The organism is Anabaena azotica FACHB-119 (assembly GCF_014697625.1).
Classification (GTDB): domain Bacteria; phylum Cyanobacteriota; class Cyanobacteriia; order Cyanobacteriales; family Nostocaceae; genus Trichormus; species Trichormus azoticus_A.
Genome location: NZ_JACJSG010000012.1, coordinates 131,376 through 146,698, shown reverse-complemented (window position 1 = coordinate 146,698; position 15,323 = coordinate 131,376). Strand labels below are relative to the sequence as shown.

12 protein-coding genes are annotated in these 15,323 nt (G+C 39.7%); 7 read left to right on the top strand and 5 right to left on the bottom strand.

Annotated features, from left to right (window positions below):
* The first annotated feature begins 249 nt into the window (after positions 1–249).
* A complete protein-coding gene (locus tag H6G83_RS11050; protein ID WP_190471284.1) occupies positions 250–414 on the top strand; it encodes a hypothetical protein in 165 nt (54 codons plus the stop codon).
* The gene (locus H6G83_RS36380; RefSeq protein WP_190471282.1) at positions 414–539 is read left to right on the top strand and encodes a helix-turn-helix domain-containing protein; all 126 of its coding nucleotides are present in this window, start codon (positions 414–416) and stop codon (positions 537–539) included. The genes H6G83_RS11050 and H6G83_RS36380 overlap by 1 nt, the downstream gene beginning before the upstream one ends.
* Here the strand turns inward: H6G83_RS36380 and H6G83_RS11040 are convergent, their stop codons facing one another.
* The 3 genes from H6G83_RS11040 to H6G83_RS11030 all read right to left on the bottom strand — a co-directional run bounded on the left by H6G83_RS11040 (position 540) and on the right by H6G83_RS11030 (position 8,193).
* Positions 540–4,694, bottom strand: coding sequence for a tetratricopeptide repeat protein (locus tag H6G83_RS11040; protein WP_190471281.1), 4,155 nt, complete (start codon positions 4,692–4,694; stop codon positions 540–542).
* Positions 4,691–6,007, bottom strand: coding sequence for a P-loop NTPase fold protein (locus H6G83_RS11035; protein ID WP_190471279.1), 1,317 nt, complete (start codon positions 6,005–6,007; stop codon positions 4,691–4,693). Before H6G83_RS11035 ends, H6G83_RS11040 begins: the two co-directional genes overlap by 4 nt.
* A 344-nt stretch (positions 6,008–6,351) precedes the next feature.
* Positions 6,352–8,193 (bottom strand): ABC transporter ATP-binding protein, encoded by a 1,842-nt coding sequence (locus H6G83_RS11030; protein ID WP_190471277.1) that lies wholly within the window; start codon positions 8,191–8,193, stop codon positions 6,352–6,354.
* A gap of 509 nt (positions 8,194–8,702) precedes the next feature.
* Between H6G83_RS11030 and H6G83_RS11025 the strand changes: the two genes are divergently transcribed.
* The 3 genes from H6G83_RS11025 (at position 8,703) to H6G83_RS11015 (ending at position 12,112) form a co-directional block, all read left to right on the top strand.
* Entirely contained in the window at positions 8,703–8,897 is a 195-nt protein-coding gene (locus H6G83_RS11025) for a hypothetical protein (protein WP_190471275.1), read from the top strand.
* Between the two features lie 362 nt (positions 8,898–9,259).
* A complete protein-coding gene (locus tag H6G83_RS11020; RefSeq protein ID WP_190471273.1) occupies positions 9,260–10,099 on the top strand; it encodes a lasso peptide biosynthesis B2 protein in 840 nt (279 codons plus the stop codon).
* A gap of 117 nt (positions 10,100–10,216) precedes the next feature.
* On the top strand, positions 10,217–12,112 hold the full coding sequence (locus tag H6G83_RS11015; RefSeq protein ID WP_190471271.1) for an asparagine synthase-related protein: 1,896 nt from the start codon (positions 10,217–10,219) through the stop codon (positions 12,110–12,112).
* 61 nt (positions 12,113–12,173) lie between these two features.
* Here the strand turns inward: H6G83_RS11015 and H6G83_RS11010 are convergent, their stop codons facing one another.
* Positions 12,174–12,422 (bottom strand): zinc ribbon domain-containing protein, encoded by a 249-nt coding sequence (locus tag H6G83_RS11010; protein WP_390821688.1) that lies wholly within the window; start codon positions 12,420–12,422, stop codon positions 12,174–12,176.
* 645 nt (positions 12,423–13,067) lie between these two features.
* Positions 13,068–13,529, bottom strand: a complete 462-nt coding sequence (locus H6G83_RS11005) for a VOC family protein (protein WP_190471268.1) — start codon at positions 13,527–13,529, stop codon at positions 13,068–13,070.
* Between the two features lie 76 nt (positions 13,530–13,605).
* Here H6G83_RS11005 and H6G83_RS11000 point away from each other — a divergent pair, with 76 nt between their 5' ends.
* Positions 13,606–14,079 carry a DUF4385 domain-containing protein gene (locus H6G83_RS11000; RefSeq protein ID WP_190471265.1) on the top strand — a complete coding sequence of 158 codons (474 nt, stop codon included), beginning with the start codon at positions 13,606–13,608 and terminating at the stop codon, positions 14,077–14,079.
* A gap of 419 nt (positions 14,080–14,498) precedes the next feature.
* A complete protein-coding gene (locus tag H6G83_RS10995; RefSeq protein WP_190471262.1) occupies positions 14,499–15,128 on the top strand; it encodes a chemotaxis protein CheB in 630 nt (209 codons plus the stop codon).
* The last annotated feature ends 195 nt before the right edge of the window (positions 15,129–15,323 follow it).

Below are 15,323 nucleotides of genomic sequence, written 5' to 3'. Positions count from 1 at the left end.
TTAACTTATTTTGTGTATACAAATATTTTTGTACTAGTAGAAAACCATAAGATGAGCAACTGCCATGAGGTAGCACTGGCGCTGTGTGGCATTGCCCAGAAATTGATGACGTTTGAGTAGCATCCATGCAAGAACTTACGTTAAGCCCAGAAAGCAGACACAGCAAACCTTCTAGCACCCGTAAAACAATAGACCTCTTGCAAAAGTCCCAAATACATGGGAAAAGTAGGTGAGAGTTGGGTAGTATTTATGACATACGAACAAGTAAAGAGCCTAAAGCCAGAAGACTTTAAACGCTTGTGTGGTGTACGCCTGGAGACTTTTAAGCAGATGCTAGAGATAGTGCGATCGCAAAAGGAAAAAAACAAAAAACACGACGACCTGGGAAACTCTGCTTGGAAGACCAATTGTTGATGACATTGGAATATGGGAGAGAATATCGCACATACTTTCATATTGGGCAATCTTGGGGAGTAAACGAGTCTACTGCTTACCGAATTATCCGAAAAATAGAAGATACACTGATTAAAATGAGCTAATCAAAGAGCCGTTTTTAATAGTTCCCGCATTGAATGAGCTTGAGCATGGTTGGGAAAGATCATTAAAAAATCATCCAAATCACGAATTGCTTCTCGGAGAATGTATTTTGGAATGTTCTTAGAAATAACTTCACGGTAAAATTTTTCTGATTGTTCAGTGTTACCAGCCGCTACATAGTAGATAGCTAAATTGACACCGTTACGAAAATCGTTAGCCTTTTGAGGATTGCTTTGATAGGCTTTTCGAGCAAGCTGGATAGCAGTAGCCAGATCAGTTTTGCTTTTATCTATTTTTCCTAAAGCCTGATAAGCTAAACCACGATTGTAAATAATCCAGTCACTTTGAGGGCTAAGTTTTAGAGCATAATTGAAATCTGCAAGGGCTTGATCATAGCGCCCCATCATGCTGTAAGTTTCGCCTCTATTAGCAATCGCCCAAGTAAATTTAGGGTCAAGTTTAATGACAAGATTTAAGTCGGCTAAGGCTTCATTATAGCGCCCCATCATGCGGTAAGTTTCGCCTCTGCTAGCAATTGCCCAAGCTAAGTTCTGGTTAACAATGGCAAAATTTAAGTCAGATAAGGCTTCATCATAGCGCCCAATCAAGTGGTAAGTTACTCCTCTGTTAGCAATTGCCCAAGTAAATTTAGGGTCAAGTTTAATGGCAAGATTTAAGTCAGATAAGGCATCATCATAGCGCCCCATCATGCGGTAAGTTTCGCCTCTATTAGCAATTGCAAGAGCAGATTTAGGGTCAAGTTTAATGGCAAAATTTAAGTCGGCTAAGGCTTGATCATTGCGTTTCATCATGCGGTAAGTTTCGCCTCGCCGACTAATTAACCAAGGATTTTTAGGGTCAAACTTAATAGCTTGATTAAAGTTGGCTAAAGCTTTATCATAGCTTTCCTTCCTGTGGTATATTTCGCCTAGTTGTCCAAAAAGAAAGGCCTGCTTGGGGTCGAGTTTAATAGCTCGCTGAAGATCATCGATGGCTTCCTCATAACGTTCCATGTTGCTATGTGTTTGACCTCGAACAGCAAAAGCAAATGGGTTTTTAGGGTTACGTTTTATGGCAAGGTAAAGAATATCTAAAGCCTCTGTATAGCGTCCTTCTTGTTGGAGGATATTTGCATTATTAATAAGTCCCATATATTTGAGATTTTCTTCAGCTTTCCGCACCGCATCTTCTTTTTGCCGAACTTCAATTTGGGTTTGCTGCTGTTGTTTTCTAGCTATTGTGGCTTGTTGGTGAGCTTGACGGTGTTCTTGCTCTGCAACTTTCGCTTGTTTACCTTGATGTATGGCCTCTAGTGTTGCTCCTGTTGCTAAAACAAGGGAACAGGCTAAAACAGCCAAACCTAGCTGAGTGTGACGTTTTGCTTTTTGGTTAGTAACCTGAATATTAGCTTTAGCTTGCTCTAAATCTGTATTCGCCTGTTGAATTTGAGCTTCAGCAATTTGCTTGGCTGTCTCTGTTTGCTTTAATTCCGCTTCAGCAATTTGTTTGGCTGCTTCAGTTTGTTTTAATTCTGCTTCCGCCTGGAGGCGTTGCTCTCGCTCTTCTTCTAGTTTTGTGATTAACTCTTTAATCTTGGGTTCTTGTTGATGACGAATAAATGTCACCAGATAATCATGTACTAATTGATAACGGTCTGCTGGGCTTTCTTTGAGCAAAAATACTAATCCAGATTCCACAAAAATTCTTAATACTAAATCTAGTTTACTGGGTTCTGCTGCTAACTCGGTGGCTAACTCTGTTAAATCCTTTTCTAATTCTGCACGGGTTTTAAGCGGGCGAGTATTGTTTTCAGATGTTAGCAAATACAAGATGAGTGCAGCCACTTTTTTATTCTCCAGTCCGCAGTCTGCTACCACATCTTCTAAATAGCGTTCCGCCAAAACCTCTTTTGGATTCGGCCCCCACTCTCGGTATTGTGACAGTGTTGTAATATTATCTGTTTGCAGTTGATCGCCCACAATTTGCAACTCAATTGGGCGAACTTCTCCAACGTCACGCGCTAGTTCACTGACTAACTCATCCACTAATTCTGGTTCTAAATCAAAGTGAGCGCGTTCGGTTAAGCTGAGGATAATTGATTTTGCTTCCTCTGGCAAGAAGTTACCCACATAGTAGAGAATTTGTTTGTCAAGAATATTATTATTGATGACATCTAAATTCAATTTACGCGAACCCCGCAGCAAAAGGTGCAGATAATCTTCTCGCAAAGATACTAAAACTTTAACAAAAGGTTGATTAAGAGAGTTACGGAAAAACTCAAAAAATCGCTCATGCTCGCTGCGATCGCATACAAAGAAAAATTCTTCAAATTGATCAAAAATTAAGACTGTCAGTAAATTATGCTGCTCATTTTGGCGTAACTGTTCTAAAATTTCTTCTAAAAAATCGCTGTCGCTAGTAAGTGAGGTTTCAATACCTGCTTTTGTCAAAGCATTACCTAACTCTGTGTTTAACTCTTGCACCCAGTTGGTGTAAAACCTGGTGGAAACTGGCAAAACATCATGAGTTCCGATTGTCTTGTATGCCAAGGTAGGCATTAAACCTGCTTCGAGCATTGAACTCTTACCTACTCCTGACTGTCCATAAACCACAGTTAGTTTATACTGCGTACTAGCTACCCGTTCAACTAAATCATCGACAGCCTTATCTCTACCAAAGGATTCAATTTCTTGCTTGATGAGTGCTTCTCTTTCAGTTTGGGTGAATCCAGGCTGGTTCTCTGGGATAGGTTTTAGCCTACCTGCACCAACGAAAGCACGAAGCCGATACTGTTGCTGTACCGAGCGACTTTCTTTTTTAATGCGGAAAGCTTGCAGATATTGCTTTTGCTCAAAGTACAGCGTTCTTAAAGTATTCAAAATGTGGATGTAGAGCAGTGGATTATCTTGAATACCAAGGTTTCTCGCTTTTTCTAAGTTGACTATTGCTTCCAGATTCTGCCCCAAATTTTGCTGTGCTTCTGCCAACAATAACAGATAGAGACTTTGATTTCGTTGTTGTTTAAAGGTAACTTGATTAGCTATTTCTAGGGCAGTCTGTGCAAATTTTTGAGTATCTGTCCACTGTGACTTTGCCAGCGCCACTTCCGCTAAAAATCCATAGGCTCTGGCTAATTGTATTGAATGGTCATATTTTGTTTGCAATTCTAAAGAATACTGGGCTAAATTTTGTAAGTCATCCCAAGCTTCTAGGTTTTTCAGGACTTCCCCAAGTTTGTTAATGAATTTGGCAACTAAATCTTTTCGTTCTCCTTGCTCAAAACATTCAATTCCTTTCTGGAAGTAGTGCCTAGCCTCAGTCCAACAGAAACATTTTTTAGTACCGTATTCTTCTGCTAAACCAGAAAAGCACAGTCCAATATGAAATAGCAAAATTCCTTGTCGTTCTAACTGATTAGTCTGCTGCCAAAAATCTAAGCTTTTTTGATAATACTTTATGGCGGGTTCAATTCGATTGCGGAGATAGTCATTTCGTCCCAGATACAAGTCAACACCAGCTTGTAACTCTGGGTCAATAACTTGCTCACGACATTGTAACTCTTGCCAAGCAATCAATGTTTCTTGACGATAACCAGGGCTAAAAATTGGTTCTGATGTTAAAAATTGTTCTGCACCAAGCTCGAATAGTTTAGCGAATAAATTATTAACTCGCTGCTTTAATTCTGCGATTAATGTATCAGTGGCGATCGCAAAATCAGTTGTGGTTGTCCAACTCTCAAAATCAGGTGCTAATCGAATCAGCTTTTCTACTATCTCGTCTGTTACCCACAACACTAAGGGGAAATGGAAATTTTTCCGAAACTCTTCCCGTACATGATTAGCAGAAATGAGTACTTGTTCAATATCACGTACTGATTCCAAACCAAGCACCATTAAAGCTTGTGGCTGTTCTTCTCTTAACTCCTCGCGGATTGTTGTATAAAGTGTTCTCGCAGATTCCTGTAATTTAATTACCCGAATATTAATAGCACAAATGGCTTGCAAACGCTCTACTAATTCTGCTCGTAAGTGAGCATAGTTACAGTGAGCTAAAATGAGTGAAAATTGCCCAGTAGATGCTTCAATCGTCCATGCCAGTCTTGTTAATGCCCGTTCATTGTAGATGGCAACATCCTTCGGGCGATAGGAGTTAGTCATAGCTGAAACTCCTTCGCTTCTATCAAAATTGGATTAACATCAAACCAAGGATCTACTTGGTCATAATATTCATAAATCAATCGTCCCCGAATTAAAGTTTGATAGCTACTAACATCAATAACCTTCTTGTATTGGTGTACTTGTCGCAATAGCTCCCATTTGTCATCAGAAATACCCAGGGTACGATTATTACGTTCTATCCTAATTACTTGTTCAAGAACCTCACGAGAAAGGGGTAATATCATTTCCAGTTGAATACATTCATTGAGGAACCGCAGCACATTTCTGACATGACCACCGCTAACCCGACACAGGCGATCTAATGTTTCAGGACTATCAAAAATTTCTGTGATTTTCTGAAGACGCTGCTCAGGTTCAAAATAAGGAAACGCTCTAGCTAAAATCATTTGTCGCAGTAACGCCATACCTTGTTTGTGTTCTGTGCCATCGCGCCACTTTACAGGTACCATCGGTAAAACTTTAGGATCTACCAGAAAGCGTTGGGTCAAAATTCCATAGTCAGTCGAAAAACGTAACCCTAAAGGAATGGTGTATACCAAGTGACAGTGCAATCTGCGTAATTGTTCTCCACGGTCTATAAATAAATACTCAGGTTGAGGACGACCCCACGCTTTTGGCGAAGGAGTGATACGGTCTAGGTTATCAACAATTACCACTAGTCCCTTTTTGCCGTGGTGTTTTAATGTTTTAATTGCAGGTTCCAACAGTTCTTGGTTAATAGCATCAATAATGCTATTAGTTTGCGGTTCTAAAAAACTTCTTAATTTATCACGCGCTCTAGGACTTGCTTTAACTTGGGCAGTAATTTGAGCCATTCCTACAGACAATGCACCCCCAACTGCGACCTCAGAAACATCAAAGGAAAGGAGGTTTAAAATGTCTTGAATTTCTCGAAATAGGTTTTCAAAGTAACCAGAATGGAGAGAAATGTCACTATTTTCCAAATTTGCGCTCACTCTGCGGGCAATAACTAGTAATATATCTCCAATATCAACATCATCTATATCCAAATCTTGATCTGACTCAAAATAAACAACGTAGAATCCTTCTTGTTCTAGCTCGGCTTTTAGTCTTAACAGTTCTGTAGATTTACCACAGCCAATATGCCCTGTAAATAATTCACAGGTAGGTTCATTAGGCGAAAATAATGCAATTTTGTTTTTTAATTTTTCAATAATACGACCACCACGTACAGAAGAAAAGTCAATATAATAACTTCTGTCTTCCCTCCTTTCCACAGCCAGAGGTTTAGCGGGGTTGGTTTCTCGAAATAACTGAACTGTATCTAACATTGGTACAGCCTCCAAATATGGCTGATAAATACAACAATCCATAGTTAGCGTAAATATCAGGAAATATTGTTTTACTCTTTAAATCCCTATTTTATAAAAGAAAAATTTATTTGATTCACAAAAGATTAAAGATGATACTTATCTTCAAAATATTAGGTAAAGAATGTGAGAAAGTTGTGAAGGTGAATCACCAACTATTGATTAACTAATTAGTTAAAACAGATGGCTGATAAAGGTCATATCTGTAATTAGTTATACTATATGTCTCTGATGTAAAATCACAGAAAATACGACAGAGAATATTTAAAACTGAGAAAAATATAGAAAAATTACGACAAAACATATTACTGATAACTACTGGCTTGACGGTTGAACATGAGAGAGTACTGTCCACCTAATCCCATTAGTTCATCGTGTGTTCCGACTTCAATAATTCTGCCTTTTTCCATTACAACAATACGGTCTGCTAACCTAGCTAAAGCTAAACGATGGCTAACGACAATAGCAATCCGATTAGAGGCAATATTGCGGAAAATATTGTAAATTTCATGCTCTGTTTTTGGATCAAGAGCAGCTGTAGGCTCGTCAAAAATTAATAGTTCTGAAGAAGATATTCGCATTAAAGCACGAGCGATCGCAATCCTCTGCCACTGACCTCCTGATAAATCAACGCCTGTTTCTAACTGTTTACCCAACAGCGTTTCTAGTCCTTGTGCTAAATACTCAACTTCCTTGGCCATGCCTGCTTGATTAATAGCATCTCTAATGGCAGTATCATCATGCAAGGAAGGTAAGTATCCAAAGCCCACATTTTCACGTAATGTAGTTGGAAATCGAGCGTAATCTTGCATCACTACAGTAATGCGTGAATAGATTTCATTCAAATCTAAACTACGCAAGTCTCGACCATTCCACAGAATTTCACCACTTGTAGGATAATATAAGCAACAAAGTAATTTTGCAAGTGTAGTCTTACCTGCACCATTTTCTCCAACCAGTGCAATCATTTCATTTGGTTGAATTGTTAGATTAATGTTATCAATAATTTGTTTGTTATTTCCCAAATAAGAAAAAGATACATTCTTAATATGTATACCCATTAAATTTTTATTAACTGTTTTTTTTAATGTATTTAGATTAAATTTATTATTTTTAATAAATTGAGGTTGTAGGTCTAATAGTTGGAAGATTGGAGTAGTACTGAGAACTGTATTATATAAATCTGAGCCACTGCTAATAAGTAAATATAAACTTTGACGCAATTGTAAAATTAATCCAGTATAGAGTGCTAAATCACCTAATGTATATACACCCCGTAATACTTCTATTACTATATAAACAAAAGGTAATGCTACCCCTGCTCCACTAAATGTTGACCAGAAAAATACAATAGCAGTACCTTTTTGCCGCACTTGCTCCATTTTTATAAACATTCGCTTGAAAAGACTTTGCCACCGCTCCAATAGTAAATTTTGTAAATGAAATAATCGCAACTCTTTTGCATAACTATCACCCATTAATACGTCCTTATACAAGTTCATTTCACGATTAATACTAGCTTGAGTGTTTTCGACCTCCCAACATTGTTTTCGATACTTTAATTCTACATAAATTGCAGGAATTAAAGAAGCGAGTAAAATTAATGGTATCCACCAAGTAATTGACCAAGATAATAAAATGCTAGGAATCAATATGAAAATACCATTTAACGTAGTAATCATAATAAACGATAGTTGCTCTAGCTTTTGCACTCCTTTTTCAGCTAATTGAACTATGTTTAAAAGTTCAGGATTTTCAAATAATGCTATATTTTCATAATTGGCAACTTTATGGAAAACACGCCCTTGAACAAAACCTTGAACACGGTCACGTAGTGAGGTAAATATAAAACTAACAATTGTGTTGATTGAATCACTGAATAGATTGAGTAGTACTACTCCTCCAATAGTCCAAAGTAAAAGCGGTTTCTGAAAAATTAGAGCAATTGGGTTTGCTGCCGCTCCTCTTGCTAAAAGATTAGAAATTTCATTAATAATAATTTTGTTAAACAAAAGAACTAATGGTGGAAAAGCACTGCTAGCCAAAGTTAGTAAGGTGATATTACGTAATTCCTTTGGTGCTGCCTGGAATAACATCAATACACTACGTTTAAAAGCTTGAAATAAACTTAAATAAAGTGGTGACATTTCTAGAAAATCAATCAGTAATTATTTCTCAAATAAGTGCGATTCTAGTAATCTTATATCGCTTAATATAGTTCGATATATTCATGCTAACTTACTAAAGTTACTGCGATTTACAAACCCAAAATATTCCCATTTTTTGTGGAATGGGCATCTTGTATGTTTTGAATATATGGTGGGATGTCTGTCTAAACCTCCCCACAGATGTAGATAATTTATTTCTGATAAAATCCCATCCTCAAATCAGATCACAAGTATAATCAAATAAAAAAATATTAGCTCCATCTAAGGAAAGATATTATTAATCTAACTATAGACCAATTAAAATAATATCTTTCTTTATTAAAAGAAGGTAAGAACTAGAAAGTAGTTCCAAAGCTTTATCAGAAAAAATGTATAAGCATCAGAATTATTTTAATAGTAGTAATGAGCTTGTTGCGTGAATTGAATTCTGATGAAGCATCTGTAATTCAGTGGTGAATTATTACCATTTTTTATGAAAGGAGAAAGACATGACTAATAGCAATTTCCTTCCTGATAACGATTTAGCAAATCCTGTTGAGTCAGAAACCGAGGTGAACAGATCCATATCCGACACAAAGCGGGAATATCGTAAGCCTGCGGTGCGTGACTTGAGATCATTAGACATGGTTCAAGATACTTACGTATCAGGTTCTTGGGATGGTGGCTACGCCAGACGTTATTAAGACTGAGAGTTTTAAAGAGCATCAGGACTTACGCAAGTGTCACAATTGATGGTTGGTGCGTGACGCTACTAGTCTCATTACCATCTTCAAATATTTTCGCCAGTCACACACCCTACAGAAAAAATATACCAGTTGCGTAAGTCCTAAGCATTTAGATAATGCTTGCTTAGTCACCTCAAAAAACGCAAAAATTTCCAGATAGTATTGTCATTAAACCCATAGTGGAAATTGGTTGTGATTTTTTGAGTCCATAGGAAAGAAAACCTAACTCAAAGCGGCACTGCATAAACTAGCGTGCCGCTATGTTTAATTAGTTGCTTGCTTAACAAAAGATATACTGTCTTCAAAACACCATTAGAAAGATGATGGTACAATCGCCAGCGCTCCAGAGACAGTCACGCATTTTGACAGGTGGAAATGGTTCAATCTGTCTCAATGAAGACGTAATTTTTTTCATCAGTCCCGATTACGGAACAGTGTTGGATTTTGATCGAGGTCGGTTTTTTGGATTAGATACTATCGGCTCAAAAATGCTGGCTCTTACCCTCGAATACGGAACGAACACTGCAATAACACACCTGACGGGCGAATATAATGCACCTGCAAAGCAAATTGAGCAGGACTTAGAGGCTCTCTTGAAACAGTTGCACAAGAAGCACTTAATTAGCTCAACTTCTTTGGCACAAAGCTCTGGCTTCCACGCTTTCCTGCTCACCATAGTCAACTGGACTGAATGGTTGCAGAATTTGCTATTTTTGATACCCTTGCGGTTGATAACTAAGATTAACAGGTTAGCACTTGGATCTAAACAACCGAGTCGTTTTCAGGTGAGTATTCTTCTCACCTTGGCATGGTTCAGTCTAAGATTGCTAGGCTGGAAGCGCAGCCTGATTATATTCAAGCAACAACCCGACCATCCAAAAAAACAAGTTGTGGCAAATTCTATGGAAATTATTGTTGCAGTGGATCATGTTGTTCGCGCGATCGCTGCCCGCAAGCTATTATTTCCTGTAACGTGCAAGGAACGCGCCCTTGTGGGCTATTACCTTTTGCAAGCTGTTTATGACTATTCACCAACACTGGTTGTGGGGATTAATTGTTATCCTTTCCGAGGACACGCTTGGGTTGAGTGTGCAGATAGGGTATTAACAGATGATGTTGATCACTGTGAGCAATTTACTCCCGTAGCACGGTACAACTAAAACTACTGAGACAGTTGGCAGTGCATAGTTTTACGACTTCTTCTCATGGGGCAGAGAATCAAAACTACGCTTAATGCGGGTAAATATGTGAACTAATTTACACAGAAGGATATAAATGTGCGAGCAGGATTTAATGTCATTCTCAGCAATAGTGGAGAAGTTGAATACCACTTGTTTGATCCCGGCAGGAGCAGTCGTCATAGTGAGCCATTAGTTTCCCACGCCAAAAATGAGCAAGAAAGTTTGGCTGTTGTCTTGATGGGACAACTCCATTATCGAGAAGAACTTAATATGCTACTTTCCCATAAACGGGATGTGAGAAACCTGACAGATGCGGAGTTAATTCTGGAACTGTTCTGCTGTGAAGGCACATATGGGCTACAAAGATTGCAAGGCGAATTTTCCCTTGTACTTTGGGAACTTTCTCAACAATGCCTAGTGGTAATGCGTGATCCGATGGGGCATTGGCCGTTGTATTGGGTATGCGTCAACAAAATTATCCGCGTCAGTACCAGTCTGCTGTCCCTGGGTTCCCAGATATCGGGAATTTCTCCCAATCTGGATTTTCTTGCTGCTCACTTGATGGCACCCTGTCATCGAAATGAAATGCCGCTTGAACAGACAGCACTGGAGCCTTGCCAACGTATCCGCCCCGGAACCATGCAGAAGTTGTATTCCAATGGTGCGATCGAGTTGCTGTGGGAATGGGATTGGTTAAAACAAGCCCCCGATCTCAAGGGCATCACTTTACCAGAAGCAGCCGAGGCTATGACGCAACGATTGCGAGCTGCCATCGAACAGCGATCGCATCGTGGGACGATCGCTGCACACCTTTCTGGCGGTATGGATAGCTCCGCCGTGGTTTGTCTGGCACGCGACTTGTTTGAGAGTGAGGAGTCCGTAAAATGGCTGCATACTCTATCGATAGACTATCAATTACCAAGCTTGGTTGGTGAAAGACGATATATCGACATGATTGTGAACCAAGGTGGGCCGATTAAGCCACACTTTATCCACGTTGACACCATATTAGATTTTGAGTGGTTTCAAGATGACCTTCCCTTCCACGATGAACCCTTTGCCTTTCTCCACCAGATATCTTTTTGGAAGTTGTTGAATGACGCAGCCTACAATCTTGGCGCGAGTACAATTCTGACGGGTTTCGGCGAGGAGCTTGTCTTTGAAGGTAATCAGTTTTATCTGGCAGATTTTATTTTCCGTCGCCAATGGTTGCGTGCGCTTCATGAAGCCCGTCGCTGGGCTGAGGCGCTCAATGCGAGCCTTTGGTCAATTTTGTGGGAGTATGCCTTGGAGCCTGTTTTACCCCTTCATCTTCGTGCGGGAATTGACATATTGCTGCGGCGAAACTGGGGCAAATGGCCAGATAATTTGGGCAAATATTCCATTCCGCCGTGGCTGAAACCAACTTTTGCTGACGCTTACGACTTGCCAAGCAAGAGTCAGCAGATGATCAAGCAGTTATTTTCTTACCCACTGGAACACCGCTATATTCCGACTGTGTTGCAAGGGTGCGCGGGCGATTGGGTATCATGGTTTCTAGCAGCACCTTTGGGGATGACCAACTCTCAACCTTTTCTTGACCCCCGTTTGTTAACTTTTGGTCTGGCTCTTCCTCTTGAGCTACGTGAAAACCCCTCAATGAAGCGACCTGTATTCCAGATGGCTATGCAAGGCATCCTTCCTGAACCCATCCGCACCAGAAAGTACAAATGCGATTACAATGAACGCTACTGGGCAGGTTTGAATCAAAACCTAGCAAGCCTAGAAGACATGATTCATCGATCGCAAATTGACGAGTTAGGTATCTTTGATAAAGAAATGCTCCTCCGGGTACTAAGAGATCATGCTGTTGGCATTGGTGGTGTTACGGCCACTAATCGCATTTCTAACTCTTTGGCTGTCATCGCCTGGTACGATCAGCTAGATAGAGGCTTGCATATGCGGCTAAAACCTGAAGAAACCTATCACCTCGGACAACCTTTAGGATTTTGACAATCTCCGCTATAAGTGCGGAGATTCTTCATTCATAGACCCAACTTGCTCACACAAGATTTCAAAGAGCATGAGTAGAGGTCGAATCTCCTGTTCGCCCTTGGCGTTCCCGAAGGGTAGCGTTCGGATCATAGATCCAGGTTCCTACCTGACCCGTAGTACCCAAGGCTAGTTTCAGAATGTTGATCGCTGCGTTCCAATCTCTATCCATCACAAATCCGCATTTACAAACATGAGTTCTTGTAGATAGAGTTTTTTTGACTACTGCGCCACAATTAGTGGGACTTAAACATTTTTGAGGCAGAAACAAGCCTCAAACTCTTACAGTACAAGAAAAATACACAAAAGGCTCAAAAATGCTTGAAACCCAGATATATCAAGAAACTAGGCAAATCGATGTCAAAGTCTTTCTGTATATACATTTGAGGTGTTTTCTAGCTAGTTTTTTGCCTAAGTCCCGTTAGGTCTAATTCTGAGTTCCATGAATATAGTTATAGAAAAACAACATGAGGCACTCGTGAAGAAAATGAGTATGAATTAAAGTTCAGTATTTATGACGTGTTAACTTTAATAAGTATCAAATAAAAAGTTTTGTGGCAATTTGGCAGTTTTAAAGTTTGAAACACTGTTATTTTTTATATATGCAAGGAGTGTAGCAGAAGTTAGCCTAATCTAACGGTCAGGTTAATTTCTGCGCCTTTACTAATAGATATTGAGTGATAGGTAATAGGTAACAGGGAATTGGTTCAAAATCTGTTTTATGTCATGGTTTGATGATGAATTTATGTCCTAATTTATCTAATTAATTGACATTTGTTTTTTACAGGACTTACGTAACTGGCACTTGGGGTAGGGTGCGTCAGATGTAGAAAATCCTTTATGTACGAAATTATTGTGGCTGACGCACCCTACAGTTAGTTTGATGATGATTTATTTTTCCCAGTCCCCATTCCCCTTATTGCGGATCGCAGCGAATCTCAATCATCAAGCCATCGGGGTCGTAGAAGTATACACCTCTACCAGTAGGACGAGTGACAGGGCCATGAGCGATCGCCATCTCATTTTCCTGCAATACTGCCAGCGCCAGCTCAAATAAACGAGGATCAATATCAAACGCTAAATGGTATGCTCTGGTAAAACTCTGCTCTGGGTCTGGATTTGGCGGTGTTAAATCAGGTGTCCAAAATAAGTCGAGAATTGTCCCGTCAGGCGTGACAAAGTTGGCTACTTTACCTGCGGTGACGAGTTCCACCAAAGTAGCTGGTACTTCATCACCTGTGAGTTCATGTAGTCCTAAAATATTACCGTAAAAATGCCGGGAAGCCTGCATATCTTTAACATTCAGGGCTATGTGATGCACTTTACGCAGATTACCCGGTATCAACACACTGTTCAGGGAATGGGGGGTAGTTACCATAGCAGCAGAAATTTCCCTATAAAGATGGAAGTCTAACTCTATTTTTAGATTTTATGATCCATGATCAAAAACAATCATGGCTTTTGATTATTCTTTAGACTTCAAGAATATCGATTTTCGTCAGCATCCTGAACTGTATCTTGTTGGTAAAGGCGAACAGGGTGTACTTTTAGTTGAGCCATATAAATCAGAGATTCTCCCTTATTGGCGCTTCAAAACTCCTGAGATTGCTAGGGAATCAAGTCAAAAAATTTACGAAATGTTTATCGATTATTTAGAGCAGGATGATTTTATTGGTGCAGATATGGCGCGGAAGTTTCTGCAAATGGGCTACACGCGATCGCGCCGTTATGCTAATCATAAAAGTGGCAGAAAATATCAGCCAGATGCCAATAATTCTCATGATAAAAAAGAGATTCTGCCCTACGATGTAGACCCGATTAAAGCTGAGTCGGCAGCTATATTTAAAACTAAGTGGATAGCAGCAAAAACTAATGATAAATATTTGCAACTGTTAGCCAAGCATAAGCAGATGTACGAAAAAGATTAGCAGATCCTGCCAGCTAAATATTTATTAAAATATAGAACTCATCCTTGATTTTTAATATATAAGTAGGATGGGTATTGTCCAGATGATTATAGTTGTCTTGGGCTACAGGTAACTTATATCTTGCACCAAGCCTTAACGACTGGAAGTCGTGGCTACACAAGCCAAGTCCCTCCGGGTTCGCCAGTTCCCTACGGTGGGAAACCCGCCTACAGGACTGGTCTCACCGCCTGCGCGGACTAACGATAAATCAAGGTTTTCCAGCCTGCGTAGGCAGGCTTTGTTTGTGTAGCCTCGATGTTAATCGTTAGGTGCAAGATGTCAGGTAATAAAATTAATAAATAGCTAACAACGTTTAACAAAATTCAGAGTGGGATTTTCTTTACTATTTAAAGAATTCGGATAAATTTTAATTTAAGTGAATGAAAAAATTAATAGATAAACAAGAACCAGAACATCCAGTTAATTTACTGGGAGTAGATTTTGATATCGTGGCGATCGCCGCTTCGGCGGGTGGACTCAAAGCCATATCTCAAATTCTGGCGCATTTACCTGCTACCTTTCCCTGTGCAATCGTCATAGTTCAGCATCTTGACCCGCGACATCCTTCTTTGATGGCAGATATTCTCAGCCGATACACCTTGTTACTAGTGAAACAGGCACAACAAGGAGATAGGCTAAAGCCTGGAAGAGTATATATTGCCCCACCAGACCATCATTTATTAGTTAATCTTGATGGCACTGTTTGCTTAACGCAATCACAGTTAGTACATTTTCTGCGTCCATCTGCGGACTTATTGTTTGACTCAGTAGCCGCTAGTTATAAAGAACGAGCGATCGCCGTTGTGTTAACTGGAGCGGGGAATGATGGAGCGATGGGAGTTCAGGCAATCAAGCAAATGGGTGGTATGGTCATTGCACAAGATCAGGCAACTTCGGAATTTTTTGGTATGCCTAAAGCAGCGATCGCCACAGGGATGGTAGATATGATCTTACCTTTGCCAGAAATCGCCTCTGCCTTGATCACCTTAATCAAACAAGTAGCAACTTAAGTATGATCTCTGCATCAATCTCAACGTTTCCCTAAATTCACTGAATTTGCATATATTTTGTATATATATTTTGCTGTAAACTTTCTGCAAATCTCACTGTGAGTATTTATTATCAGTTAAAGTTTGCAGGCTAAAAACTTTACATAGACTTTGCTTGAATGTAATAAAATGTCAAAACATAACCCCGCCCTAACA

Bases quoted from the DNA above. Each gene is read 5' to 3' on its own strand.
- H6G83_RS11050 (WP_190471284.1), top strand. From the start codon at position 250: ATGACATACGAACAAGTAAAGAGCCTAAAGCCAGAAGACTTTAAACGC.
- H6G83_RS36380 (WP_190471282.1), top strand. From the start codon at position 414: ATGACATTGGAATATGGGAGAGAATATCGCACATACTTTCATATTGGG.
- H6G83_RS11040 (WP_190471281.1), bottom strand. From the start codon at position 4,694: ATGACTAACTCCTATCGCCCGAAGGATGTTGCCATCTACAATGAACGG.
- H6G83_RS11035 (WP_190471279.1), bottom strand. From the start codon at position 6,007: ATGTTAGATACAGTTCAGTTATTTCGAGAAACCAACCCCGCTAAACCT.
- H6G83_RS11030 (WP_190471277.1), bottom strand. From the start codon at position 8,193: ATGTCACCACTTTATTTAAGTTTATTTCAAGCTTTTAAACGTAGTGTA.
- H6G83_RS11025 (WP_190471275.1), top strand. From the start codon at position 8,703: ATGACTAATAGCAATTTCCTTCCTGATAACGATTTAGCAAATCCTGTT.
- H6G83_RS11020 (WP_190471273.1), top strand. From the start codon at position 9,260: ATGATGGTACAATCGCCAGCGCTCCAGAGACAGTCACGCATTTTGACA.
- H6G83_RS11005 (WP_190471268.1), bottom strand. From the start codon at position 13,529: ATGGTAACTACCCCCCATTCCCTGAACAGTGTGTTGATACCGGGTAAT.
- H6G83_RS11000 (WP_190471265.1), top strand. From the start codon at position 13,606: ATGGCTTTTGATTATTCTTTAGACTTCAAGAATATCGATTTTCGTCAG.
- H6G83_RS10995 (WP_190471262.1), top strand. From the start codon at position 14,499: ATGAAAAAATTAATAGATAAACAAGAACCAGAACATCCAGTTAATTTA.